The 23,012-nt window shown below is 73.7% G+C and carries 19 protein-coding genes and 1 pseudogene; 7 read left to right on the top strand and 13 right to left on the bottom strand.

Annotation, left to right across the window (positions count from 1 at the left end):
* Positions 1-8 precede the first annotated feature (8 nt).
* The 4 genes from ENKNEFLB_RS03860 to ENKNEFLB_RS03845 form a co-directional block, all read right to left on the bottom strand.
* Positions 9-1,385 (bottom strand): hypothetical protein, encoded by a 1,377-nt coding sequence (locus ENKNEFLB_RS03860; RefSeq protein ID WP_214057983.1) that lies wholly within the window; start codon positions 1,383-1,385, stop codon positions 9-11.
* A 123-nt stretch (positions 1,386-1,508) separates the two neighbouring features.
* The gene (locus ENKNEFLB_RS03855) at positions 1,509-2,894 is read right to left on the bottom strand and encodes a lipopolysaccharide biosynthesis protein (protein ID WP_214057982.1); all 1,386 of its coding nucleotides are present in this window, start codon (positions 2,892-2,894) and stop codon (positions 1,509-1,511) included.
* Positions 2,895-2,961: 67 nt separating this feature from the next.
* Positions 2,962-4,839: a DUF1800 domain-containing protein gene (locus ENKNEFLB_RS03850; RefSeq protein WP_214057981.1), complete on the bottom strand. Its 1,878-nt coding sequence runs from the start codon at positions 4,837-4,839 to the stop codon at positions 2,962-2,964.
* Positions 4,840-4,924: 85 nt separating this feature from the next.
* Positions 4,925-6,226 (bottom strand): DUF1501 domain-containing protein, encoded by a 1,302-nt coding sequence (locus ENKNEFLB_RS03845; protein ID WP_214057980.1) that lies wholly within the window; start codon positions 6,224-6,226, stop codon positions 4,925-4,927.
* A gap of 210 nt (positions 6,227-6,436) precedes the next feature.
* Here ENKNEFLB_RS03845 and ENKNEFLB_RS03840 point away from each other — a divergent pair, with 210 nt between their 5' ends.
* Positions 6,437-7,003, top strand: a complete 567-nt coding sequence (locus tag ENKNEFLB_RS03840; RefSeq protein ID WP_214057979.1) for a hypothetical protein — start codon at positions 6,437-6,439, stop codon at positions 7,001-7,003.
* A complete protein-coding gene (locus tag ENKNEFLB_RS03835) occupies positions 7,000-7,578 on the top strand; it encodes a copper resistance CopC family protein (RefSeq protein ID WP_214057978.1) in 579 nt (192 codons plus the stop codon). Before ENKNEFLB_RS03840 ends, ENKNEFLB_RS03835 begins: the two co-directional genes overlap by 4 nt.
* Before the next feature lie 71 nt (positions 7,579-7,649).
* On the opposite strand, the gene ENKNEFLB_RS03830 is transcribed toward ENKNEFLB_RS03835, so the two are convergent.
* Positions 7,650-7,850, bottom strand: coding sequence for a hypothetical protein (locus ENKNEFLB_RS03830; RefSeq protein ID WP_214057977.1), 201 nt, complete (start codon positions 7,848-7,850; stop codon positions 7,650-7,652).
* 133 nt (positions 7,851-7,983) lie between these two features.
* Positions 7,984-8,154 (bottom strand): hypothetical protein, encoded by a 171-nt coding sequence (locus tag ENKNEFLB_RS03825; RefSeq protein ID WP_214057976.1) that lies wholly within the window; start codon positions 8,152-8,154, stop codon positions 7,984-7,986.
* A 467-nt stretch (positions 8,155-8,621) separates the two neighbouring features.
* Here ENKNEFLB_RS03825 and ENKNEFLB_RS03820 point away from each other — a divergent pair, with 467 nt between their 5' ends.
* The 3 genes from ENKNEFLB_RS03820 to ENKNEFLB_RS03810 all read left to right on the top strand — a co-directional run bounded on the left by ENKNEFLB_RS03820 (position 8,622) and on the right by ENKNEFLB_RS03810 (position 11,101).
* Complete coding sequence (locus tag ENKNEFLB_RS03820) at positions 8,622-9,275, top strand: hypothetical protein (RefSeq protein ID WP_214057975.1); 654 nt, start codon at positions 8,622-8,624, stop codon at positions 9,273-9,275.
* 87 nt (positions 9,276-9,362) lie between these two features.
* Positions 9,363-10,223, top strand: coding sequence for a S24/S26 family peptidase (locus ENKNEFLB_RS03815; RefSeq protein WP_214057974.1), 861 nt, complete (start codon positions 9,363-9,365; stop codon positions 10,221-10,223).
* Positions 10,220-11,101, top strand: coding sequence for a LamG-like jellyroll fold domain-containing protein (locus ENKNEFLB_RS03810; RefSeq protein WP_214057973.1), 882 nt, complete (start codon positions 10,220-10,222; stop codon positions 11,099-11,101). Before ENKNEFLB_RS03815 ends, ENKNEFLB_RS03810 begins: the two co-directional genes overlap by 4 nt.
* Positions 11,102-11,111: 10 nt before the next feature.
* On the opposite strand, the gene ENKNEFLB_RS03805 is transcribed toward ENKNEFLB_RS03810, so the two are convergent.
* Complete coding sequence (locus ENKNEFLB_RS03805; protein ID WP_214057972.1) at positions 11,112-11,975, bottom strand: beta-keto acid cleavage family enzyme; 864 nt, start codon at positions 11,973-11,975, stop codon at positions 11,112-11,114.
* A 110-nt stretch (positions 11,976-12,085) separates the two neighbouring features.
* On the opposite strand from ENKNEFLB_RS03805, the gene ENKNEFLB_RS03800 reads away from it, so the two are divergent.
* The gene (locus ENKNEFLB_RS03800; protein ID WP_214057971.1) at positions 12,086-13,675 is read left to right on the top strand and encodes a PAS domain-containing sensor histidine kinase; all 1,590 of its coding nucleotides are present in this window, start codon (positions 12,086-12,088) and stop codon (positions 13,673-13,675) included.
* A gap of 25 nt (positions 13,676-13,700) precedes the next feature.
* On the opposite strand, the gene ENKNEFLB_RS03795 is transcribed toward ENKNEFLB_RS03800, so the two are convergent.
* From ENKNEFLB_RS03795 to kdpA, 6 genes and pseudogenes are all read right to left on the bottom strand, one after another.
* Complete coding sequence (locus ENKNEFLB_RS03795) at positions 13,701-14,222, bottom strand: hypothetical protein (protein ID WP_214057970.1); 522 nt, start codon at positions 14,220-14,222, stop codon at positions 13,701-13,703.
* A gap of 90 nt (positions 14,223-14,312) precedes the next feature.
* Entirely contained in the window at positions 14,313-14,993 is a 681-nt protein-coding gene (locus tag ENKNEFLB_RS03790; protein WP_246535829.1) for a response regulator transcription factor, read from the bottom strand.
* Positions 14,990-17,482 carry a DUF4118 domain-containing protein gene (locus ENKNEFLB_RS03785; protein WP_246535828.1) on the bottom strand — a complete coding sequence of 831 codons (2,493 nt, stop codon included), beginning with the start codon at positions 17,480-17,482 and terminating at the stop codon, positions 14,990-14,992. Before ENKNEFLB_RS03785 ends, ENKNEFLB_RS03790 begins: the two co-directional genes overlap by 4 nt.
* Positions 17,483-17,522: 40 nt before the next feature.
* Entirely contained in the window at positions 17,523-18,149 is a 627-nt protein-coding gene (kdpC, locus tag ENKNEFLB_RS03780) for a K(+)-transporting ATPase subunit C (RefSeq protein WP_246535827.1), read from the bottom strand.
* Positions 18,150-18,156: 7 nt separating this feature from the next.
* A pseudogene (kdpB, locus tag ENKNEFLB_RS03775) lies at positions 18,157-20,192 on the bottom strand (potassium-transporting ATPase subunit KdpB).
* Positions 20,189-21,853, bottom strand: coding sequence for a potassium-transporting ATPase subunit KdpA (kdpA, locus tag ENKNEFLB_RS03770; protein ID WP_246535826.1), 1,665 nt, complete (start codon positions 21,851-21,853; stop codon positions 20,189-20,191). The pseudogene kdpB and the gene kdpA overlap by 4 nt, the downstream one beginning before the upstream one ends.
* Before the next feature lie 313 nt (positions 21,854-22,166).
* On the opposite strand from kdpA, the gene ENKNEFLB_RS03765 reads away from it, so the two are divergent.
* Positions 22,167-22,958: a DUF4118 domain-containing protein gene (locus ENKNEFLB_RS03765; protein WP_214057968.1), complete on the top strand. Its 792-nt coding sequence runs from the start codon at positions 22,167-22,169 to the stop codon at positions 22,956-22,958.
* The last annotated feature ends 54 nt before the right edge of the window (positions 22,959-23,012 follow it).

Here is a 23,012-nt window from a genome sequence, read left to right as displayed (position 1 = left end):
ACGGCAGGTCATCGCGCGCGGAAGGGCACGTACTGCAGGCCGCGGCGCGGCTCTCCCTTGAGCCTGGTCGCGTCGTTCCCGAGCCAGAGCCCGGTCGGGTCGGCGAGGAAGTCGCGGCCGCCCAGTCGGGTCTGGGCGAGCGCCGGGTTCCACCGCAGGGCGAGGCCGGTCTCGGGGTTGATCGCGCCGACGCCCTGGCGACGCACTGCCGGCTGTCCCGAGACGAGGTCGCCGGTCTGCGAGGAGTCCCTGCCGTCGGGGTTGTCGAAGAACTTGAAGTGCCCGGCCGCGTAGACGGCGGCGCCGGTGTCGATGACGGACCAGACCGTGTCGCCGCCGGTGTAGTTGATCCAGGCTGGGCGCTCGTCGTCGTCGAGGTCGAAGCGCCCGACCGCGTCGCAGACGGTGGTGTTCGCTCGGTTCGCGTCACCCAGGCGCTGGTACCAGATGTCGGAGCGGTTGAGCGGGTAGTTCCCGGTCGCTGCGACGTTGAACGACTGCCCGTCCGGGGACCAGTCGACGCCCTCGAGGTAGTCGATCTTGGCCGGGGTGCGCGACGTGCAGGACTTCTGGAACCCCGGGTAGTACCAGGAGTTGAGCGTGGCACCTTCGGCAGACAGGTCGGCGACGAAGAGCCGGCTGCGGGGTTGGCCGTCGACGGTGGTGAAGTTCCCGGTGACCACCATGCGGGTCGACGCGTTGTCGATCGCCAGGCGCGAGGCGAACGCCCCGTTGTTGGACCCCGGCAGCGGACCGGTGACGTCCAGCTGGATCCAGCGGTCGTTGCGGCCGGTGGCCGGGTTCAGGGAGATCACCTTCTTCGAGGGCTTCCCGGCCAGGACGAGGTGCTTGACCCCGGCGACCTCGACCAGGCTGATGTCGTTGATCTGGCCGCCGGTGAACCGCGGCGAGAAGGCGGGGTCGAGCGCGCCGGTGACGGCGTCGAGCTTGGCCAGGGCCGGTCGCGTGGTGCCGTTGACGGTGGTGAACTTGCCTCCGACATAGACCGAGCCGGTGTCGGGATCGGCGGCCAGCGCCCACACCTGTCCGTTGAAGGTGGGCGCGAACGTCGGCGTCAGCTCGCCGGTGAAGCGGTCGAAGGCCACCACGTTGGTGCGGGTGGCGGTCCGCCCGTCCTGCTCGACCGCTCGGAAGCTGCCGCCGGCGACCATGGTGTCGCCGAGCTCGGCGAGGGCATTGACCCGTGGCTGGGACTCGTCCTGCGTGGCCACCAGGCGCGGCATGACGGCCGACGCGCGCACGCCCACGACCTCGGGCTGCTGCTCTGCGGCCTGTGCCGGTGCCACCGACGTCATCGTCGTCAGCGCCAGGCACCCGGCGCCGATGGCGACCGCCAGACGCTGCCGTGTCGTGCTCGTCCCCATCGAAGCTCTCCTTGCATGACCGTCTTGCCCCACCGGTCCGGCGGCGCCCCCAGGACCTTAGGCATGTGACCGCCCCTCGTCGCTGTGAGGTGCGGCTTTACCCAATGTTGGGGGTGCCCGGCCTCAGCCCTTGGTGGACCGCAGCAGCCGGAGGTCCGGGCGCAGGGTGATGTGGGTGCTGACGCCGACGAGTCGGCGCGCCTGCCACCACATGACGGCGAAGCTCAGGGTGGACAGGGCGGCCGAGCTGACGGCAAGGCCCATCAGTCCCCAGACCAGAGCCGCAGCGGTGCCGACCACGATCCGCAGCACCAGCGTGGCCACCTGGACCGTCGCGGCCGCGCCCTCGCGGTGCGACATGGTCAGCGCCGCACCGCTCAACCCGGTCAGCACGTTGACGGCATTGCCGAGGGACAGCACGACCAGGACGGTCGCGGCCGCCGCGAAGGGCTCGCCGAAGACCACCGACAGCACCGGGCCCGGCGCCACCAGGGTCGGCAGCCAGAACACCAGCGTGCAGAGCGCGGCGAGGGTCGCACCCGTGCGCAGCACGCGCTCGAGCTGCTGGGTCTCGCCCTGGTGCAGCAACCGGGCGCAGATGGGCGCGAACACGATCTGTAGCGCGATCAACGGCACGACGATCAACAGGGCCAGCCGCTGCGCGGAGGAGAACAAGGAGGTGTCGAGCGCGCTCAGCAACAGTCCGGCCATCCAGATCTCGACGATCCCGCCGAGGTAGGAGGCGAACTGGTTGACCGCGAAGCGCCAGGACCGGCGAACGGCGCGACCCAGCGCGACCACCGCTCCGGCGCCCCGGTCCACGTGCCGCCACCGCCGTTGCACGACGGCACCGAGGGCCAGGACGGGCACGAGGTAGCCGATGCTGACCGCCACCAGTGCCCCGGTCAGGCCGGTCGGCTCGAGCAGCCACCAGGCGAGGGCGAGCGCGACGGCCTGGGCGAGGACGACCAGGGCACCCCCGGAGCGGCCCTCCAGCAGGCCAGCGAGCCGGACCACGCCCATGCCGCGCAGATAGCTGGCCCACAGCTTCTGCAGTCCCGCCAGAAAGACCAGGACGCCGAACACGACTGCCAGCAGGACCCGGTCGCTGCCCGACACCCCGGTCAGCACGACGTAGAGGATCGAGGCCGCGACCAGGCTGAACGCCGGTAGCGACACCATGATCGCCCCGCGCGCGGCGGAGCGCAGGTCGCGGAGCACGGTGTCGGGGTCCGCGCCGGCCTCCATCGTGGCGGCGTCCCGCAGGCCCGCCCGGTGCACCCCGAGCAGGGCGAGCTGGCCGATCCCGACCGAGACGGTGGTGGCGATGATGAAGTAGCCGAAGCCGTCGACCCCCAACCACCGGCTGGCGATGGCGTTGACTCCCAGGGAGCCGACGACCGCGAAGCCGTAGCTCGCGGCGAACCACCCCAGCGCGCCGAGCAGGCTCGAGCGTTGACGGCCCCGCGACCCCGACGTACGGGTGGGAGGTGCCGGGGTGGAGCTCACCGTCGCCCCCCGAGGTTGGTCGTCCTGCCACGCATCGGGGGTCAGCCTAGGAGACGGACGGCACCGGTCAGCGCCAGAACCGGCTCGGGTGGTCCAGGAACGTCCCGAGCACCTGACCCCAGTAGCGGCTGACCAGGCGGTGGTTGGCCGTGACCACCTCCTCGGGCCCGCTCCCGGTCAGCCAGCACACGACGTCGAGCAGGCCCTCGGGGGTCTCGGCGACGAGCAGCTCGCGCGAGAGGTGGTCGACGACGGCCCGCACCGTCATCGGCAGCCTCGGCAGCCACTCGGCGACCGAGCGGTAGGTGACGTCGTCGCTCGGGGAGTACTGGTTGGCCGCCGCCCAGTGAACGCGGAAGGAGGCCAGGGCACGCCCCGGGGTGGCCCAGGGGCCGGCGGTGAGCGGCGGACCGTCCGGTGTCGGCCACTGGTGCGGCGCCATGCCGATGGTCGACGCCTGCTGGCGGATCACCTGCGCGGCGGGGCGCGGGGCGGTCGGCGGGCGGAAGGTCGTGCCGAGCACCCGGTGCATCGCCACCACGTCCTGACCGGGGTCGCGCAGCTTCTTCCCCGCGGACGCCGCGAGCTCCGCGGAGCCGACCAGCGCCCGCAGGACCGGCACGATCTCGGTGTCGTGGGCCAGGTAGACCGACGCCAGGTGCGCCACCAGCGCCTCGGACGGTTCGTCGGCCACGAACCAGCGGACCAGCTTCGTCGCGATCCGGCGGGCGGTGAGCGGGTGCCGGGCCAGGTGGGCGAGCAGCGCCTGCGCGACCGGCTCACCGGCCGGCGAGGTGTTGGCGTGACGGAAGTCGAGGACCTGGACCGCGCCGGTCCAGTGGTCGGTCGGCCGGTAGGAGGGCTGCCACGTCTTGCCCATGTCGATCCGGTACCCGGTGAGGACCCGGGCACAGCTCTTCACGTCGTCCTCGCCGTGGTTGCCGACGCCGACGGTGTGCAGCTCCAGCAGCTCCCGGCCGAGGTTCTCGTTCGGCCGGGTCTTGGTGGACACGCCCGCGCTGAGGTAGATCAGCATCGCCGGGTGCAGCACCGCCTCGGCCAGCATCTGGTCGAAGCGGCCGAGGGCGTGCCGACGGATCATCTCGCCGTAGTCGGCGCGCCACATGAAGTAGTTGTCGCCGGTGGCCGGCACGTGGAGGTGGTTCTGCCAGAACTCCGCCATCGCCTCGTGGACCTGCGTCGGGGACGAGATGCGGCGCACCATCTCCCGGCTGACTGCCAGGCTGGCCACCTCGTGGCCGCTCTCGGTCTCGGCGATCTGCCGACCCCACAGGGTCACCGGGTCGCCGTGGAGCTGGGGCCACCAGTCCGCGACGTCCGCGCCGGCGTCGGGGATCGTCAGCGCGACCTGCTGCTCGAACCACGCCGGTCCACCGCCAGCGGCGGCGACCTCAGCGGCCAGGGCGGCGGTCAGGCCGCAGGAGAACCGGCCGGCGACCACCCGGTCCTGGGCGGTCAGGCCGAGCGCGTCGCGCGGACCTGAGGTCTCGGGCTCGGTGGGCGTCTCGGGCTCGGTGGGCGTCTCGGGCTCGGTGGGCGTCTCGGGCTCGGTGGGCGTCTCGGGCTCGGTGGGCGTCTCGGGCTCGGTGGGCGTCTCCGGCTCGGTGGGCGTCTCCGGCTCGGCGGGCGTCTCCGGCTCGGTGGGCGTCTCCGGCTCGGGCTGGGTGGGTGGCTTGGTGACCGGAGGATCGACAGGCTCGAGGTACGACTCGTACTGCAGGCCCCTGTCCCGGGGACGACGACCCTTGCGGCGCCGTCGGCGGGCGACGGGCCTGGCAGCCGTCGGGGCGGCCGGGTTCATCGCGCCGGCGCCAGCTGCCGGCAGCAGGCCCGCGCCGACCACGCCGGCGGCGGCGGTGCCGAGCAGGGACAGCGACGAACGTCGGGTCAGCGTGGGCGGCTCGGTCGCGGATGACTCGGTCACGAGGGGCTCGGACATGGGGGCTCCGGGGGGATGCGGGGGACGGACGGGAGGGCTCGGGGGCGCGGTCTGCTCGGACGCGGGTCCGTCACTGACCTGTCATGACGCCGACCCGTTCGCGGGTGAACCCCGGGAAGACCTGCGGGAGGGAGGCGCCCGGGAAGCGGGCGGCCACGATCTCGGCCAGCACGCTGCGGTAGTCGGTGGTCACCGTCAGGTCGGCGTCCGTGGTGTTCTGCAGACCGGGCCACCGACCGTGGTACCGGCCCCCGCTGACCCCCGCTCCGGCCACCAGCATCGCGTTGCCCCAGCCGTGGTCCAGGCCCAAGTTGGCGTTCTCCGCGACCCGGCGGCCGAACTCGCTGATCGTCACCACCGTCACCCGGTCACGCACCGAGCCCAGGTCGTCGAAGAACGCGGCGAGCGAGGCAGCGAGGGTGTCGGCCATCCCGACCAGCCGCCCGCCGGCCAACGTCCCGAGGTTGGAGTGCATGTCCCAGGAGCCGTGGTCGACGGTCACCAGCCGCGTCCCCAGGTCGCCCCGCAGGGTCTGCGCGACGGTGGCCAGCGCCGACCCGAGGTCGCTGCGTGGGTAGCTCGCTGCGTTGTTGGCCTGGGCCGCGCCGACACGGAGGTCCTCGATGGCGCTCATCGCACCCTGGACGGCCCGGCCCATCCGGCTGCCGTCGGAGGCCCACATCCGCTCCAGGGCGGTACGCCGGGTCCGCCGCGAGTCCGACGGCTTGTCGCCGGCCAGCGTCGCGCCGGCGAGGGTCGGGTAGGAGAGGATCGGCTCCTCGCCGAAGAGCGACGTCGGGGCGGCCCCGCCGCCGACCGCGACGCCCTCGACCGCGCGGGACTCCCCGCTCTCGCCGAGCAGCCGGTTCAGCCAGCCGGAGCGCTCGGGCGAGCCGGGGGCCGCGTCCTCGAGCTCCTCCATCGCCGCGAAGTGCGACCGGTTGGCAACCGGCAGACCGGTGGCGTGCACGGCGGCCAGCTCGCGGGCCTCCCACATCGGCAGCAGCGGGGTGAAGGACGGGTGCAGGCCGAAGAATCCGTCCTTGGCGACCAGCCGGTCGCTGGGGACGGCGATCCGGGGCCGGGCGGCGTAGTAGGCGGGGTCGCCGTGGGGCACCACCAGGGAGAGACCGTCGCTGGCACCGCGCAGCGACAGCACCACGAGGACAGAGTCGTCGTCCGCCTCGGCGGCCAGTGCGGGCGCGCCGCTCATGGTCACCACGGTGGACCCGGTGATCGTGGTCAGCCCGCCGAGCGCGAGCCCGCCGAGCACCCGCCGGCGGGAGGCGGTGAACCCCGCGCAGCCGGCGTCGGCGCAGGTGACGTCGGGAGTGACGCCGGGGGTGGCGGGGCGGACGGGCGAGGCGGGCATGGGGTCTCCTGCGGGTTCCGGAGGTGGGGTCCAGGGATGGCGCAGGAGTCATCGGCCAGGGGTCTGGGCGGCTGTAGGGGTGGGTCAGACCGGGTTCAGACCGGGTTCAGGCGGGATGGGGCGAGGTCGGGGGGTGAGGTGGGCCACGCCCGCCCGGGACGTCCCCGACCACCGCGCCGACGGCAACCGAGAACCTGGCACCGTAGGAGCATGCTGCAGACCCGCTTCCGTCCTGCCGCCGTCGTAGCGGCCTCGCTCCTGCTGACCCTCACCGCCTGCGGTGGCGGAGGGTCCGAGGACAGCGCAGACGGTGGCTCGGGCGGGGACATGGCCGGGATGGACATGTCGGCGATGAACGAGCCCGACGCCACCCCGGCCGACGAGGTCGACGGCGACGTCGAGGAGGGCGAGTTCGTCGTCCTCGACACCGCTCCCCCGGGCAGCGACGAGGTCGCCGGCGAGGCGTTCCTGGCGCAGGACGACGACGGCACCACGGTGACCATCCGCCTGATCGGCCTCGAGCCGGGCGTCGAGTACGTCTCCCACCTGCACGACGCCGCCTGCACCGACGGCGACGGTGGCGACCACTTCAAGTTCGACCCCGCCGGTGGGGACCTCCCGCCCAACGAGGTGCACCTCGGCTTCACCGCCACCGAGCAGGGCACCGGCATGGCCACCGTCACCAACGACCAGCGGGTCGAGGACGGGGCGCCGTCGATCGTGGTGCACCCGGCCGAGGCGACCGACAACCGGCTGGCGTGCGCCGACTTCTCGTGACGAAGCGTCGGTGCGGGGCGACCGGGGTCGCTGCTCTGCTTCTCGTCCTGGCCTCCGGAGGGGCGGCGTCGGCGCACGGGGACCTGACCGGGGGCTCCCCGGGGCCCGGGGACGAGACCGCGCCGGGTGTCACCACGCTGCGGCTCGACCTCCTCGAGGTCGACGGGGACGCGCCCCTGTCGGTCGCCGTGACCGATGAGGCCGGCGACCCGGTTGCGGTCGGGGAGGCGCAGGTCGTCGACTCCGACTACGTCTGCGCCGCGGTCGAGCCGCTCACCGACGGCGTCTGGACCATCGACTACGCCGGGACGGGCGTCGACGGCCACCGCTTCGGCAGCCGGTTCGCCTTCGAGGTGCTGCCCGGTGGCGAGCAGGCCGACCCCGGTCCCTGCGCCGACGCCGAGCTGGCCGCCCCCGGGGAGGCGCAGACCCTCGCCGAGATGACCGAGACCGACGCCGGCGTCCCAGTCTGGGTGGTCTGGACCCTGGTCGGCCTGGGCCTGGTGTCCGCGGCCGCGGTGGTGCTGCGGGTGCGGCGCGACCGCGCCTCTGACGCCGACCCCGGACGGGGCTGACCGACCCGGGGTCGTGTGCCTGACAACGGCCCACAGCGGGTCGTCGGGCACACGACCCGCGAGCCGGCCGGTCAGCGGGTGCCGCTCAGCTGCACCGCGAGCAACGCGAGCAGCGCCATCGCCAGGATCGCCAGGATCGGCCCGGCGCCCCCCAGCATCGGGACGTCGTGCCGGTCGAGATCGTCCTCGCCGTCGTCGTCCGGGGTCGCGTCGGAGTCCGGGTCCGGGTGGTGTGTGCTGTTGTCGTCAGGCTCGCGTGGAGCGCCAGGCATGCGGTGGTGTCCTCGGGCGTGCGGGGCCTGCTCACGCCCCCGCGGCCAGGTGGGCCAGGGGCGTCCTCGAGATCGGGCAGCGGCTCGTCGGTCTGGTCGGTGACGGCGCCGGTGGTCGCGTCGACCACGAGCCTCAACGTACGAGGACCGGATGGGTCACGGGGCGGTCTGCGTGGTCTAGGACAGCGGACCCGTCCGAGGCCGGGACCAGCGACAGGCCGGGGAGCGGGCCGTGCGCGGCGGTCGCGGCGACCACGAGGAGGAGCACGAGGGCCAGCGCGCGGCCGACCGCGACCAGCAGCATCGCGGCGAGGGTGTCCCTGCGGCCGGACCGGGTCCGAGCCGCCGTCGCCCGAACCGCCGTCGTCCGGACCACCGTCGCGCCTGCCGTCGCCATCGCCGTCGTCATCGCCAGCTCCTCGCTCCGAGGTGAGCGGCGGGGGGTCCGCTCACGCTCAGAGGTGATCGGCACGCGGCACCCCGGCCTTGAGGGAGCGCCCCATCGAGGCCAGCGGGCTAGACAAGTCGGCTCCGGGAGCGGTCCCCGGAGCGTGTCCCGGGACCTGTCCTCGTTCTGACAAAGGTCCCGGGTCGGTCGGGAGGAATCAGAGTATCCGCAGGTCAGCGGCCTGGCAGGCCGAGTCCCGGAACCGGCGGGCCAGAGGTCCCGATCCTTTTTACCCTGCGTACGAGGGGGGTCGTGGACTGTTCAATCATCCCAACGCACCAGCTCCTCCCCCTCCCTCTCCTGCTTCTCGAAAGGCACCACCGATGACCTCCACCGCCCCCCGCGCCACCGCCCCCCGCCGCCGTCGCCTGACCGGCGCCGCCGTCGCCACCGGCCTCGCCGGCTCCGTCGTCCTGGCCGCCTCGCTCGGCGCCTCGCTGTCGGGCTTCACCGCCACCATCACCAACGCGACCAACACCGCCTCGTCGGCCGCGCTGGCCGTGTCCGAGACCTCCGGCGGCGCCACCTGCCTCAGCTACGACAGCACCGCCAACTGCACGACGATCAACAAGTACGGCGGCACCGGCACCCCGCTGGCCCCCGGCTCCTCGAACACCACCACGGTGACCTTCAACAACACCGGCTCCGTGGCCGTCGGCTCCGCCACCCTGGCCCCCGGCACCTGCGTCGCGACGACCACGGGCGCCACCGGCGCGACGACCCCGAGCACGCCGAACACCACCGCCGGCAACCTCTGCTCGGTCCTCCAGGTCGCCGTCTACAAGGGCGCCACCGCCACCGGCACGCCCTACTACAACGGCTCCATGTCCGCCTTCGCGGCCACCGCAGCCATCGAGCCGATCGCCGTGGCCGCCAACCAGGCGTACACCTTCAAGGTGACCCTGCCCGCCGCCGCGACCACCGCGATCCAGGGCCAGCAGGTCTCGCAGCCGCTGACCTGGACCTTCAACCAGTAATCAGCCCCGCTCCGGGCCTTCCCCTCCTAGGCTCGGAGCCCCCGCACCACCTCGACCCCCCACCCCCCCGCACAGCACGGAGCCCCCATGAGCAGCACCACGACGAGGACCCTGCGCCGCACCGCGCTCGGCCTCGGCGCGCTCCTGGTGCTCTCGGCGGTCGTGGCCGCCGTGCTGTTCCGCCTCGACGGGGGCCGCTGGTTCATCGTGGAGACGCCCTCGATGGGGCAGAGCCTCCCGGTCGGCTCCCTGGTCCTGACGACGCCGACCGAGCTCGGCGCGGTCGCGGACGGCGACGTGATCACCTTCCGCAACCCGGAGTCCGGGGTGGTCTACACCCACCGCGTCGCGCGGGTCACCGACGCCGGCCTGCGGACCCGGGGCGACATCAACGCCGCCGTCGACCCCTGGGTGGTCGGCGCCGACGACCTCGTCGGCGGGGTGTCCTTCTCGGCCCCCGGCCTCGGCTGGGCGATCCAGGGCCTGCCGCTGTTCTTCGTCGGGCTGGCCGTCGTGTGGCTGCTGACCATCCGTGTGGCAGTCCCCCGCCGCTACTCCTGGCGCGTCGTCGGGGTCTCGCTGTCCCTGGCGGTCACCACGTTCGTGCTCAAACCGTGGGTCGGCCTCGAGCGGATGACGCAAGCCGCGCCGACCGACGGCTCGCGCGGTGTCCTGCTCGACGTCGTCTCGACCGGGCTGCTCCCGATCGAGGCCTTCGAGCCCGACGGCCCGGCCTCGGTCCCCCTGGTCGACGGCCAGGTCGGCACGCTGCACCTGACCACCGGCGCCGACACCGGGGCGTACGACGTCCTCACCCGGCTCGACCTGTCCTTCGGCTGGTGGGTGGCGCTGGTCCTGTTCTGCCTGCTCCCGCTGCTCTGGACCCTCGCGGTCGGTCTCGTGCCGCACGAGCCCGAGCCGGCCTTCGAGCCGGCGGCGGCCGCGTGAGCGTCCGAGCCCGCGCCGGCGACCGGCGTACGGTCCTGCTCGCCGTCGCCGCGATCCTCCTGGCCGTCGTGGCCGCCGTGGCCTCGCCCAGCACGTTCGGCGGCTTCACCACGTCGGTGACCAACCGGACCAACACCGCCGCCAGCGCCGTCTTCGGCAGCACCGCCACCTGCCAGAGCACCACGACCGTCGGCACCCCGTACTTCGTCTACCCGATGAACGAGGCCTCCGGGGGCACCGTGGCCGACACGTCGACCCCCGCCCGGCCCGGCACCTACCGCAACAGCCCGATCAGCTACCGCCAGGACGGGCCCTGCGACCGCGACGCCGGGACCGGCGTCAGCATCAACACCCCACTCACCTCGAGCACGGGCCGGGCGTTCCTGAGCGGGCCCTCCGGCACCGTCGCCGGACCGGGCACGTTCAGCGCCGGGATCTGGTTCAAGACCTCCAGCACCCGGGGAGGCCGACTGATCGGGTTCGGCAACGGCACGGGGACCGACGAGTCCGGCAGCTACGACCGGCACCTCTACCTGACCAACACCGGCAGGGTCGTCTTCGGCGTCTACCCGAACGCGATCAGGACCGTGGAGTCGAGCACCGGGCTGAACAACAACACCTGGCACTACGCGGTCGGCACCCTGTCCCCCGGCACCGGCCTGCGCCTCTACGTCGACGGCGTCCTGGTCGACAGCGACACCTCGGTGAGCGCCGCCGAGAACTTCACCGGGCAGTGGCGGATCGGCTGGGACAACCTGACGACCTGGCCCCAGGCCCCCACCAGCGAGTACTACCAGGGCAGCCTGGCCTGGGCCTCGGTCCACACCAGCGTCCTGTCGCAGGCGCAGGTCACGGCCATCTGGAACGCCGGGCGCTGACGCCCGCGGGTCAGCGGGTCCGGGCCGGCAGCCGCAGCAGCGTCCGCGCCTCGTCGACGTCGTACGGCGTGCGCCCCGCCTCGCCGGCCAGGCGTACGGCCCGCTCGACCAGCTGGGCGTTCGACTCCACCGGCACCCCGCGTCGCAGGGTCAGGGTGTCCTCCATGCCGACGCGCAGGTGCCCGCCCATCGCCAGGGTGGTCAGCGCGACCGGCAGCGCGGTGCGTCCGACGCCGGTCGCCGACCAGGAGGTGACCTCGGGCGGGAGCGCGGCGTGGGCGGCCACCAGCGCGGGGGCGGTGCCGGGCATCCCGCCGGGCACCCCCATCACGAAGTCGCAGTGCACCGCGCCGGCGGGCGGAGGGCCGTAGGTGTCCAGCAGGCGGCGCAGCGTGGCGACCTGGCCGAGGTCGAAGATCTCGAACTCCGGCAGCACGCCCCGCTCCTGGGCCAGCTGGTAGAGCTCGGTCACGAACGGCCACGGGTTGAGGAAGACGTCGTCGCCGAAGTTGACCGTGCCGAGGGTCAGGCTGCAGGAGTCCGGCTCCGCGTCGAGCACCTTCAGCCGCTGCTCCAGCGGGTCGTGCACCGAGCCACCGGTGGAGAGCTGGACGACCAGGTCGGTCTGCTCGTGCAGCGCCTGCACGGTGTCGCGCAGCCGGGTCGCGTCCAGCGAGGGGGCATGGTCGTCGTCGCGGATGTGCACGTGCACCATCGCCGCCCCCGCGGCCTGGGACTCCTGCGCGGCGACGACCAGCTCCTCGAGCGTGGTCGGCAGCGCCGGGCAGTCGGCCTTGGCGGTCTCGGCGCCGGTCGGGGCGACGGTGACGAGGATGCCGTCGGCGCGGACGGGGCGGGGGTCGTGGCTGCTCACGGGAGGACTCTGCCAGAGCGGCGGTCCGCCCCGGGACACGCTCGGGATCACGCTCGGGGTCACGCTGTCCGGGTGGCGCGCGGCGGACCGATCGGTGCCATCCTCCAGGAATGGACCGCCGGCGGACCCCCGACCCGACCGCGCTCGACGCGGCGCGGCTCGGTCGTCTGCGGGCCGACCAGGACAGCCCGCGCGACGTCCGCGAGGGCGACCACGCGCTGTGGCAGCTGACGGTGGAGCACTCGCCGGTCGGCATGTGCCTGGTGAACCTGGAGGGCGACCTGGTGATGCCGAACCGCGCCTTCGCCGAGATGATCGGCTACACCCAGGCCGAGGTGCGTGGACTGACCTTCCAGGAGCTCACCCACCCCGACGACCTCGGGGAGGACGTCGCACTGTTCGAGCAGGCGCTGCGCGGTGAGCGGACCTCGTACCGCCTGGTCAAGCGCTACCTGCACGCCGACGGGAGCGTGGTGTGGGGCGACCTGTCGGTCGCGCTGATGCGCGCGAGCGACGGCACCCCGTTGCACTTCATCAGCCAGGTGCTCGACGTGACCACGCAGCGCCAGGACCGCGAGCGGCTAGCCCAGGCGATGGCGGCCGTCGAGCGCGAGCGCTCCCTGTCGCAGGCCGTCCTGGACACCGTCGACGTCGGCCTGGTCCTCGTCGACCGCGACGGGGGTGCCGAGCGCGTCAACCGACGCCAGCTCGCGATCCTGGCGATGGCCGACCCCGACGGCCTCCTCAGCAGCACCGGGCACAACGGGCACTTCTACGCCGCCGACGGCACCACGCCGCTGACCGTGGACCAGATGCCGACGATGCGGGCCGTGTGCGGCGAGGAGTTCGACGACGACCGGGTCTGGGTCGGCCCCGACCGGGCCAGCCGCCGCGCGCTCTCGGTCTCCGCGCGGACCGTGCGTGACGCCGCCGGCGAGGCCGTCGGCGCCGCCCTGGCCTTCAGCGACGTCACCGACCTGGTCACCGCCCTGCAGGCCCGGGAGGTCTTCGAGAGCTCGGTCTCCCACGAGCTGCGCACGCCGCTGACCAGCGTGCTCGGCCACCTGGAGCTGGTGCTCGACGACCCCGGGCTGTCCGAGGCGGCCACCCGGCAGCTGCGGGTCGCCCAGCGCAACGCCACCCGGCTGCAGTACCTCGTCTCGGACCTGCTCGACCCCGCCGCTCGGGGACTGGGCACCCTCGAGCTGCTCCGCGCCCCCACCGACGTCGCCGCCCTGGTCCGCGACGTGGTGGCCACCGGCTCCGCCGAGGCGCGCGCCGCGCAGATCGCCGTCGTGGCGCACGCGGACGACTGCGTCCGGGCCGTGGTCGACGTCCACCGCGTCCACCAGGTGCTCGACAACCTGGTCTCGAACGCCGTCAAGTACACCGACCCGGGCGGGAGCGTCGACGTCACCGTCGAGGCCGACGAGGACGAGGTGACGCTGAGCGTGACCGACACCGGGATCGGGATCGCGCCGGACGACCTCGAGCGGCTCTTCGAGCCGTTCTTCCGCGCCGACCACGCCCGCGAGCGGGTCGCACCCGGCGTCGGGCTGGGCCTGGGCATCGCCCGGTCGATCGTGGTCGCGCACGGCGGTCGGCTGGAGGTCGACAGCACCCCGGGCGCCGGGTCGACCTTCTGCGTGGTGCTGCCCCGCGGCGACCACGCCGTACGGGACCTCCGACCCGACCACTGAGCCGCCCTCAGCCGAGGACGCAGCCCTACCGGCAGGCGTGCCGCGACGCCTGCAGCAGCACCACCGCGAGCGCCCCGCAGAGCACCATGGTGGTGGACCGGTCGCGGCCACCGCGGTCGGCGACCTCGGCCAGGGCGCTGCCGCAGCGGCGGTAGCCGTGGCACGACGCCGATCCCGCCGCCCCGTCGGCCAGCTGGCGGAGCCGCTGCCCTCCGGCGTCGAGGAGGACCGCGGCCTCCATCCGCTGGGTCGGCAGGAGGCGTACGGCGTCGCTGCCGACGATCGCGCGGGCCAGGTCGTCGCAGAGCGCCCCGACCCGGGCGATGTCCGCGACGTAGCGGAGCTCCCCGTGGAGCTGGGGTGCGGGCACCCAGGCGTGGGCGCGGCAGGCCCGGGCGGTCTCGGCGGCCAGCGTGCGCCGGTCCAGCGAGGCCCGGAGCACCTGGCGGGCCTGGTGCCGGTCGGCGTCGAGCAGGGCGTGCAGGCTGGTGCCGAAGGCGTCGGTGGTGCTGCTCAGCAGGTGGCTCAGGTCGGCGGAGGTGTTCACCCGCACGATGCTGCCCCCGGGCGGGGGCCGCGGGGCCGTCGCTGACGGGACCCGAACGGACCGGCCCGGGATCCTCACGGATCCCTGACGTCAGGGCTCCAGCGTGTAACCCAGCCCCGGCGACGTCACGAGGTGGCGGGGGTGCGCCGGGTCGTCCTCGAGCTTGCGGCGCAGCTGGGCGGCGTAGACCCGCAGGTAGCCCGTCTCGTCCTCGTAGCCCGGCCCCCACACCTCGCGCAGGACCTGCTCCCGCGTCACCAGGCGCCCGACGTGGCGGGCCAGCAGCTCCAGGAACGCCCACTCGGTCGGGGTGAGCCGGACGTCCTCACCCCGACGGCTGACCTTCTTCCGGGCGAGGTCGACCACCAGCGCCCCGACCTCCACCCTGGTCTGCTCGGGCTCGGAGGTGGCGCCGCGGCGGAGCGCGGCCCGCAGCCGGGCGAGCAGCTCGTTCATCGCGAACGGCTTGGTGATGTAGTCGTCGGCCCCGAGGTCGAGGGCCTCGACCTTGTCCTCGCCGTGCTGGCGCGCGGACAGCACGACGATCGGCACCTTCGACCAGCCCCGCAGACCGGCGATCACCTCGGTGCCGTCCATGTCGGGCAGGCCGAGGTCGAGCAGCACCACGTCGGGGTGGTGGGTCGAGGCCGCCTCGAGCGCGCTCCGCCCGTCGCCGGCGAGGACGACCTCCCACCCGTGGGTGCGCAGGTTGATGGCGAGCGCGCGGGCCAGGGCGGGCTCGTCGTCGACGACCAGCACCTTCGCGCTCACGCGCTCGCCCCCACCCGGGGCAGCGACAGGACCATGGTCAGTCCCCCGCCGGGGGTGTCCTCGCCGGCCAGGGTGCCGCCGACGGCCTCGGTGAGCCCGCGCGCGACGGCGAGCCCGAGCCCGAGCCCGCCGGGCGAGGTGTCGTCGAGACGCTGGAACGGCTCGAACATCCGCTCCTGCTGGGCGGCCGGCACCCCGGGGCCGCGGTCGACGACCAGCACCTCGACGGTGCCCGGCAGCACGTGGGCGAGCACGCGGACCGGCGTCCCGGACGAGTGCCGGACGGCGTTGCCGACCAGGTTCGCCACGACGCGTTCCAGCAGGCCGGCGTCGGTGCGGACGAACGGCACCCCCTCGTCCACCTCGAGCCGGACCCGGCCGGGGGGATGGCCCGAGACGGCGAGCGGGAGCACCTCGTCAAGGCTGCGGTCGGCCAGCCGGGGCCGGACCAGACCCGACTGGAGCCGGGACAGGTCGAGCAGGTTGTCGATCAGCCGCTCCAGCTGCTCGGTCGAGGAGTCGACCGCGCCGACCAGCTCGGCACGGTCGGTCTCCCCCAGGGTGCCCGAGACCAGGCCGTCGACGGCGGTACGCATGGTCGCCAGCGGGGTGCGCAGGTCGTGGGAGACCGCGCGGAGCAGGGCCGTGCTGGTGGCGTCGGCCCGCTCCAGCACGGCCGCGCGCTCCTCCCGGCCTCGCAAGCGGCGGTACTCGAGCACCAGGCCGGTCTGCACCGCGAACGCCTCCAGCACCCGCCGGTCGCTGGCCCGCAGCGGCTCGCCGCAGAGCACCAGCAGGTGGTCCTCGTCGACGTCGACCCGGGTGTCGCCCTCCTCGGGCGCGGACGCGCACGGGCCCCCGGTCGAGGCCACGACCTGCCACCCCACGCCGGTGCGCTCGAGCAGCGAGACGGCGTCCTGCCCGAAGGTCTCGCGCAGCCGCTGCACGATCGCCTCGGCGGTGTCCTGCCCGGTGAGCACCGAGCGGGAGAGCGCGCCGACGGTGGCGGCCTCCGTACGGGCCCGGACGGCCTCGGCGGAGCGTCGCGACGCCCGGTCGACCACCGTGGCCACCCCCACGGCGACCGCGACGAAGACGAGCAGCGCGACGAGGTTCTGCGGGTCGGCGATGGTGATCGTGTTCACCGGCGGGGTGAAGAACCAGTTCATCAGCACGAAGCCGCCCACCGCCGCCAACAGGGCGGGGACCAGGCCGCCGACCAGCGCCACCAGCACGGTCAGGGCGAGGAACAGCAGCAGGTCGAGCGGCAGCTGGTCCTCGTCGTGGGAGGCCTGGAGGACCAGGGTGAGCAGGATCGGCAGGACCACGGCCAGCGCCAGGCCGAGGACCTGTCGCTGCCGGCTCAACGGGGAGAGGTACGACCGCGGCCGGCCGGTGCGCGCGCTCTGCTCGTGGGTGACGAGGTGCACGTCGATGGTGCCGGCGAGCTGGGCGACGCGGTCGCCGGTCGTCCCGGCGAACAACCGCCGCAGCCGGCCGTGCCGGGAGACCCCGACGACCACCATGGTGGCGTTGACGCCCCCCGCGAAGTCGACCACCGCCTGCGAGACGTCCTCGCCGACCACCGAGTGGAAGGTGCCGCCCAGGGAGGCGACCAGCTGCTGGGCGCGGGCGATCCGGCGGTCCTCGACGGTGGCGATGCCGTCGGTGGCGATGACGTGCACCGCGACCAGCTCCGAGCCGGCCGCCCGCTGCGCGAGCCGGGCGCCTCGGCGGATCAGCGTCTCGCTCTCCGCGCCGCCGGTCACCGCGACCACGATCCGCTCCTTGGTCGGCCAGGTGCGGGAGATCGAGTGCGCCCGGCGGTAGTCGCTCAGCGCGTCGTCGACCCGGTCGGCCAGCCAGAGCAGCGCCAGCTCGCGCAGCGCGGTCAGGTTGCCGACCCGGAAGTAGGAGGTCAGCGAGGCGTCGATGTTCTCGGCCTTGTAGACGTTGCCGTGCGCCATCCGTCGGCGCAGGGCGTCGGGGGCCATGTCGACCAGCTGGATCTGGTCGGCGGTGCGGACCACCTCGTCCGGGACGGTCTCGCGCTGCCGGACGCCGGTGATCCGCTCGACCTCGTCGTTGAGCGACTCGAGGTGCTGGATGTTGACGGTCGTGATCACGTCGATGCCCGCGGCCCGGATCGCCTCCACGTCCTGGGCGCGCTTCTCGTGGCGGCTGCCGGGGACGTTGGTGTGCGCGAGCTCGTCGACGAGGACCACGGCCGGCGCCCGGGCGATCACCGCGTCGGTGTCCATCTCGGTGAAGGTGGTCCCGCGGTACGTCGCCACCGCCCGCGGGACGACCTCGAGGCCCTCGACCTGGGAGGCGGTCTGCTCCCGACCGTGGGTCTCGACGTAGCCGATCACCACGTCGGTGCCCCGGTCCCGTCGCCGGCGGGCCTCCCCGAGCATGGCGTAGGTCTTCCCCACGCCCGGCGCGGCACCGAGGTAGACGGTCAGGCGGCCGCGGTGCTCCTCGTTCACCACCCCAGTATCCCGCGCCCGTCCCCGGCCGGCGCGGGGCTCAGCCCGCGAGGCCACGCACGGCCAGGTTGAGGAGCAGCACGTTGACCCGGGGCTCGCCGAGCACCCCGGCGGTCCGGCCCGAGGTGTGCTCGGCGACCAGGTCACGGACCTCCTCCTCCGACAGGCCGGTGGCCGCGGCCACCCGCGGGACCTGGAGCGCGGCGTACTCCGGCGAGATGTCGGCGTCGAGGCCCGACGCCGAGGCCGTGACCGCGTCCGCCGGCACGTCGCCGGGGGCGACCCCCTCGCGCTCGGCGACCTCGGCCTGCCGCTCGGTGATCGCAGCGACCAGCTCCGGGCTCTCCGGGCCGTAGTTCGAGCCGTAGGTCGACAGCATGTCCCAGCCGTCGCCCGCGGCCGAGGGCCGCGGGTGGAACAGCGGGGTGCCGTCGGCCAGACCGACCACGGCCTGGCCGACCAGCGCGGAGCCGACGGCCTCCGCCGGGTCGGTGGTGCGCTCACCGTCGGCGGTGACCAGGGACCCGCGGGCCTGCCAGGGCAGGGCGACCGCGGCGACCCCGGTCACCGCCAGCGGGTAGGCCACCCCGACGAGCACGGTGGCGGCCAGGAGGAGCCGGAGCCCGGCGAGGCTCTGGCGGAAGAGGGCGTAGACGTCTTTCAGCATGGTCGGATCACAGTCCTGGGAGGAGGGAGATGACGAGGTCGAGGAGCTTGATGCCCACGAAGGGCGCGACGAGCCCCCGAGGCCGTACACGAGCAGGTTGCGGCGCAGCAGGTCGGAGGCCGCGGCCGGCCGGTAGGCCACGCCGCGGAGCGCGAGCGGGATCAGCGCCACGATGATCAGGGCGTTGAAGACGACCGCGGAGAGGATCGCCGAGCCCGGCGAGGACAGCCGCATCACGTTGAGGACGTCGAGACCGGGGAAGGCGACGACGAACATCGCCGGCAGGATCGCGAAGTACTTGGCCACGTCGTTGGCCACCGAGAAGGTCGTCAGCGCGCCGCGGGTGATGAGCAGCTGCTTGCCGATCTCGACGACGTCGATGAGCTTGGTGGGGTCGGAGTCGAGGTCGACCATGTTGCCGGCCTCCTTGGCCGCCGAGGTCCCCGTGTTCATCGCGACGCCGACGTCGGCCTGGGCCAGCGCGGGGGCGTCGTTGGTGCCGTCGCCGCACATCGCGACCATCCGGCCCCCGGCCTGCTCCTTACGGATCAGGGCCATCTTGTCCTCGGGGGTGGCCTCGGCCAGGAAGTCGTCGACCCCGGCCTCCTCGGCGATCGCCTGCGCGGTCACGGCGTTGTCGCCGGTGATCATCACCGTGCGGATGCCCATCGCCCGCAGCTCCTCGAAGCGCTCCTTGATGCCGTCCTTCACGACGTCCTTGAGGTGGATGACCCCGAGCAGCCGGGCCGGGTCGGTCCCCCGCTGCTCGGCGACGACCAGCGGGGTGCCGCCGGAGGCGCTCACCCGGCCGACGAGGTCGTCGACCTCGGCGGACGTCTGCCCCCCGGAGTCGCGGACCCACTGCACGGCCGAGGAGGCGGCGCCCTTGCGGACCCGGCGGCCCTCGGCGTCGAGGCCGCTCATCCGGGTCGTCGCGGAGAACTCGACCAACGTGGCGCCCGCCGGCACGTCGCGACCCTCCCCGATCAGGGCCACGATGCTGCGGCCCTCCGGGGTCTCGTCGGCCAGGGACGACAGCAGGGCGGCGTCGAGCAGCTCCTCGCGCGGCACCCCGGTCAGCGTGAGCACCTCGGAGGCCTGGCGGTTGCCGTAGGTGATGGTGCCGGTCTTGTCGAGCAGCAGGACGTCGACGTCGCCGGCGGCCTCGACGGCCCGCCCGGACATCGCCAGGACGTTGCGCCGCACGAGGCGGTCCATGCCGGCGATGCCGATCGCGGAGAGCAGCGCCCCGATGGTGGTCGGGATGAGGCAGACCAGCAGGGCCGTCAGGACCAGCACGGACTGCCCGGCGTCGCTGTAGTCGGCGACGAAGTAGAGCGACCCCACGACGGCCACGAACACGATGGTCAGCGCGGAGAGGAGCACGCCGAGCGCGATCTCGTTGGGGGTCCGCTGGCGCTGGGAGCCCTCCACCATCGCGATCATCCGGTCCACGAAGGACTGGCCCGGGTCGGAAGTGATGCGTACGACGATCCGGTCCGAGAGCACGATCGTGCCGCCGGTGACCGCGGACCGGTCGCCGCCGGACTCCCGGATCACCGGGGCCGACTCGCCGGTCACGGCCGACTCGTCGACCGAGGCGACGCCCTCGACGACGTCGCCGTCACCGGGGATCCGCTCGCCGGCCTCGACGACGACCAGGTCGCCGGTGCGCAGCACCGTGGAGGGGACCTCCTCGGTGGAGCCGTCGGGGCCCCGGCGGCGTGCGGTGGTCTCCTCCTGCAGCGCGCGCAGGCTGGCGGCCTGCGCCTTGCCGCGGCCCTCGGCGACGGACTCGGCGAGGTTGCCGAAGAGCACCGTGAGCCAGAGCCACACCGTGACCGACCAGCCCAGGACGCTGGGGTCCAGCACGGACAGCACCGTGGTGAGCACCGCCCCGGCCTCGACGACGAGCATCACGGGGGTGGCCACGAGGGCCCGGGGGTCCAGCTTGCGCAGGGCGCCCGGGACGGCCTCGCGCAGCTGGGCGGGGGTCAGCATGCTGCTGCGCGCGGGGGCGGGGGGGCGTACGTCAGTGCTCATGAGAGGGACTCCGCGATCGGACCGAGGGCGAGGACGGGGACGTAGGTCAGACCGACCACGACCAGGGCGACGCCGGTGAGGAGGGCCACGAAGAGCGGCCGGTGGGTGGGCAGCGTGCCGGCGCTCGGCGGGAGCTGCTTCTGCTGGGCGAACCGGCCCGCCAGGGCCAGGACGAGCAGCATCGGCAGAAACCGGCCGAAGAGCATCAGCACGCCGAGCAGGGTGTTCCAGAACGGCGTGCCCGAGGTCAGGCCCCCGAACGCGCTGCCGTTGTTGTTGGCCGCCGAGGTGACCGCGTAGAGCGCCTCCGAGAGGCCGTGCGGCCCGGACTCCTGGAGCCCGGCCAGCCCGCCGCCGGCGGTGATCGCGACCGCGATCCCGGTCAGCAGCAGCACGGGCGTGGCCAGCACGTAGGCGGCGACCAGGACGATCTCGCGCTGCCCGATCTTCTTGCCGAGGTACTCCGGCGTCCGGCCGACCATCAGGCCGCACAGGAACACCGTCAGGATGGCCAGCACGAGCATGCCGTACAGCCCGCTGCCGACGCCGCCCGGCGCGATCTCGCCGAGCATCATCGAGAACAGGGTCACTCCCCCGCCGGGGGCGGTCAGCGAGTCGTGCATGGAGTTCACCGCCCCGGTCGAGGTGCCGGTCGTGGCCGCGCCGAAGAGCGCCGAGCCGGCCTCGCCGAAGCGGGTCTCCTTGCGCTCCATCGCGGCGCCGGCCAGCTGGGGCGCCGTGCCGGGCCCGGCCATCTCGGCCCAGGTCAGCAGGCCGACGCCCAGGCTGAGCAGCAGGCCCATGACGGTCAGCACCGCGACGCCCTGGCGGCGGTCCCGGACGATGAGCCCGAAGGCCCACGCCATCGCGAAGGGGATCAGCAGCAGGAGGTAGATCTCGAGGATGTTGGACAGCGGGGTCGGGTTCTCGAAGGGGTGCGCGGAGTTGACGTTGTAGAACCCGCCGCCGTTGGTGCCGAGCTCCTTGATCGCCTCCTGGCTGGCCACGGGGCCACCGGTGAGCACCTGGGTCGCGCCGCCGAGGGTGTCCATGTCGGCGTTGGACGCCAGGTTCTGGACGGCGCCGAGCAGGACGAGCAGGAGCGCGGCGACCGCGGCGACCGGCAGCAGGACACGCAGCACGGTGCGGACGAGGTCGGCGAAGAAGTTCCCGACGCGCGCGTCGCCGCCGGCGCGGGCCAGGCCACGGGCGAAGGCGGCGGCCACGCACATCCCGACGCCGGCGGAGACGAAGTTCTGCACCGTCAGGCCGGACATCTGCATCAGGTGGCCCAGGGCGGCCTCGCCGGAGTACCACTGCCAGTTGGTGTTGGTCACGAAGCTGACCGAGGTGTTCCAGGCCCCGTCGGCTGGGAGCGCCGCGAAGCCCAGGCTGAGCGGCAGGTGCTGCTGGAGCCGCCCGAACGCGTAGAGGAACAGCACCCCGACCAGCGAGAAGCCGAGCACCGACATCGCGTAGCTGCGCCAGTGCTGGTCGGCGTCGGGGTCGACGCGCAGGACGCGGTAGGTCACGCGCTCGACGGCGAGGTGCCGCGGCGCGGTGTAGACGTGGGCGAGGTAGCGGCCCAGGAACGGGACGGTCACCGCCAGCGCGGCGACCAGCACCGCGATCTGGCCCAGGGCCGGGGCGAGCTCGCTCACCGGTCGAGGACGCGGGTCAGGAGGGCGAGCGCGAGGAAGGCCCCGACGGTGAGGGAGAGGTAGAGGAGGTCGGTCACGGGTCATTCGTAGTCCGGCCGGAGGTCGTGACCGCACCCTCTTGACGCTTCCTTGACGGTCGCGGGCCGTTCCTTGACGCGATCCGCGCGACGGTGTGACCCGGGCCACGGCGCGGCCGGGCGTCAAGGCGGGATCAAGGTCGGGCCACCGAGCGTCAAGGAAGCGTGAGGACCGGCCGCAGGCGGCCCGGACCGTCCTAGCGTCGGAGGATGACCTCGACCACGACAGTCCCGTCATGACCGGCCGACGGTGGTTCCCGGACGGCGTCCGCCCGCCGTCGCGGGCCGTGCTGGTGCTGGTCGCGGCGGTGGTCCCGGTCGTGGTGGCCGGAGCGCTGGCGGGCGTGCGGGACGCGGTCCCCCCGACGTCCGCCTGCCTCGTCCTGGTGGCCGCCGTGGTCGCCGTGGCCGCCGCCGGGGACCGGGCGGCCGGCCTCGTCGCCGCGGTGTCCTGCGGCGTCTGGTTCGACTACTTCCTGACCCGGCCCTTCTACAGCCTGACCATCCGCGACCGGGACAACGTCGAGATCACCGTGCTGCTGGTGCTGATCGGGGCGGCGGTCTCGGAGCTGGCCCTGTGGGGCCGCCGGCAGCAGGAGCGGGCCAGCCGCCGGGAGGGCTACCTCGACGGGGTGATCGAGGTGGCCGGGCTGGCCGCGGTGCGCGACCTGCCCGCCGACGCGCTGTGCGCCCGGGTGGCCGAGCAGATCCGTACGGTGCTCGACGTCACCGACTGCCACTTCGAGCCGGTCGCCCTGCTCGACCCCCGCCACGCGGTCCTGGAGCCGGACGGCACCGTGGTGTGGGCCGGCCACGTCGTCGACGTCGACCGGGGCGGGCTCCCGGTGATGGAGGAGACCACGCTGCCGGTCCGTCGCGGGCCCGACCTCGTGGGCCAGTTCGTCATCGGCTCCGTGGCGGCCACCTACCCGACGGTCGAGCAGCGCCGCGTCTGCGTCCTCCTGGCCGAGCAGGTGGTGCCGGTGCTCGCCGGCGTCGACCCCGGGGAGCAGCGTCCCCGCTGGTGAGATCACCAGCCGGGGCCGAGGGGAAGGGCTAGTCTCGGAGCGCTGCCCGGGCCC

It is taken from the genome of Nocardioides aquaticus (assembly GCF_018459925.1).
Taxonomy (GTDB): domain Bacteria; phylum Actinomycetota; class Actinomycetes; order Propionibacteriales; family Nocardioidaceae; genus Nocardioides; species Nocardioides aquaticus.
This window is presented reverse-complemented; position numbering and strand designations above follow the sequence as displayed.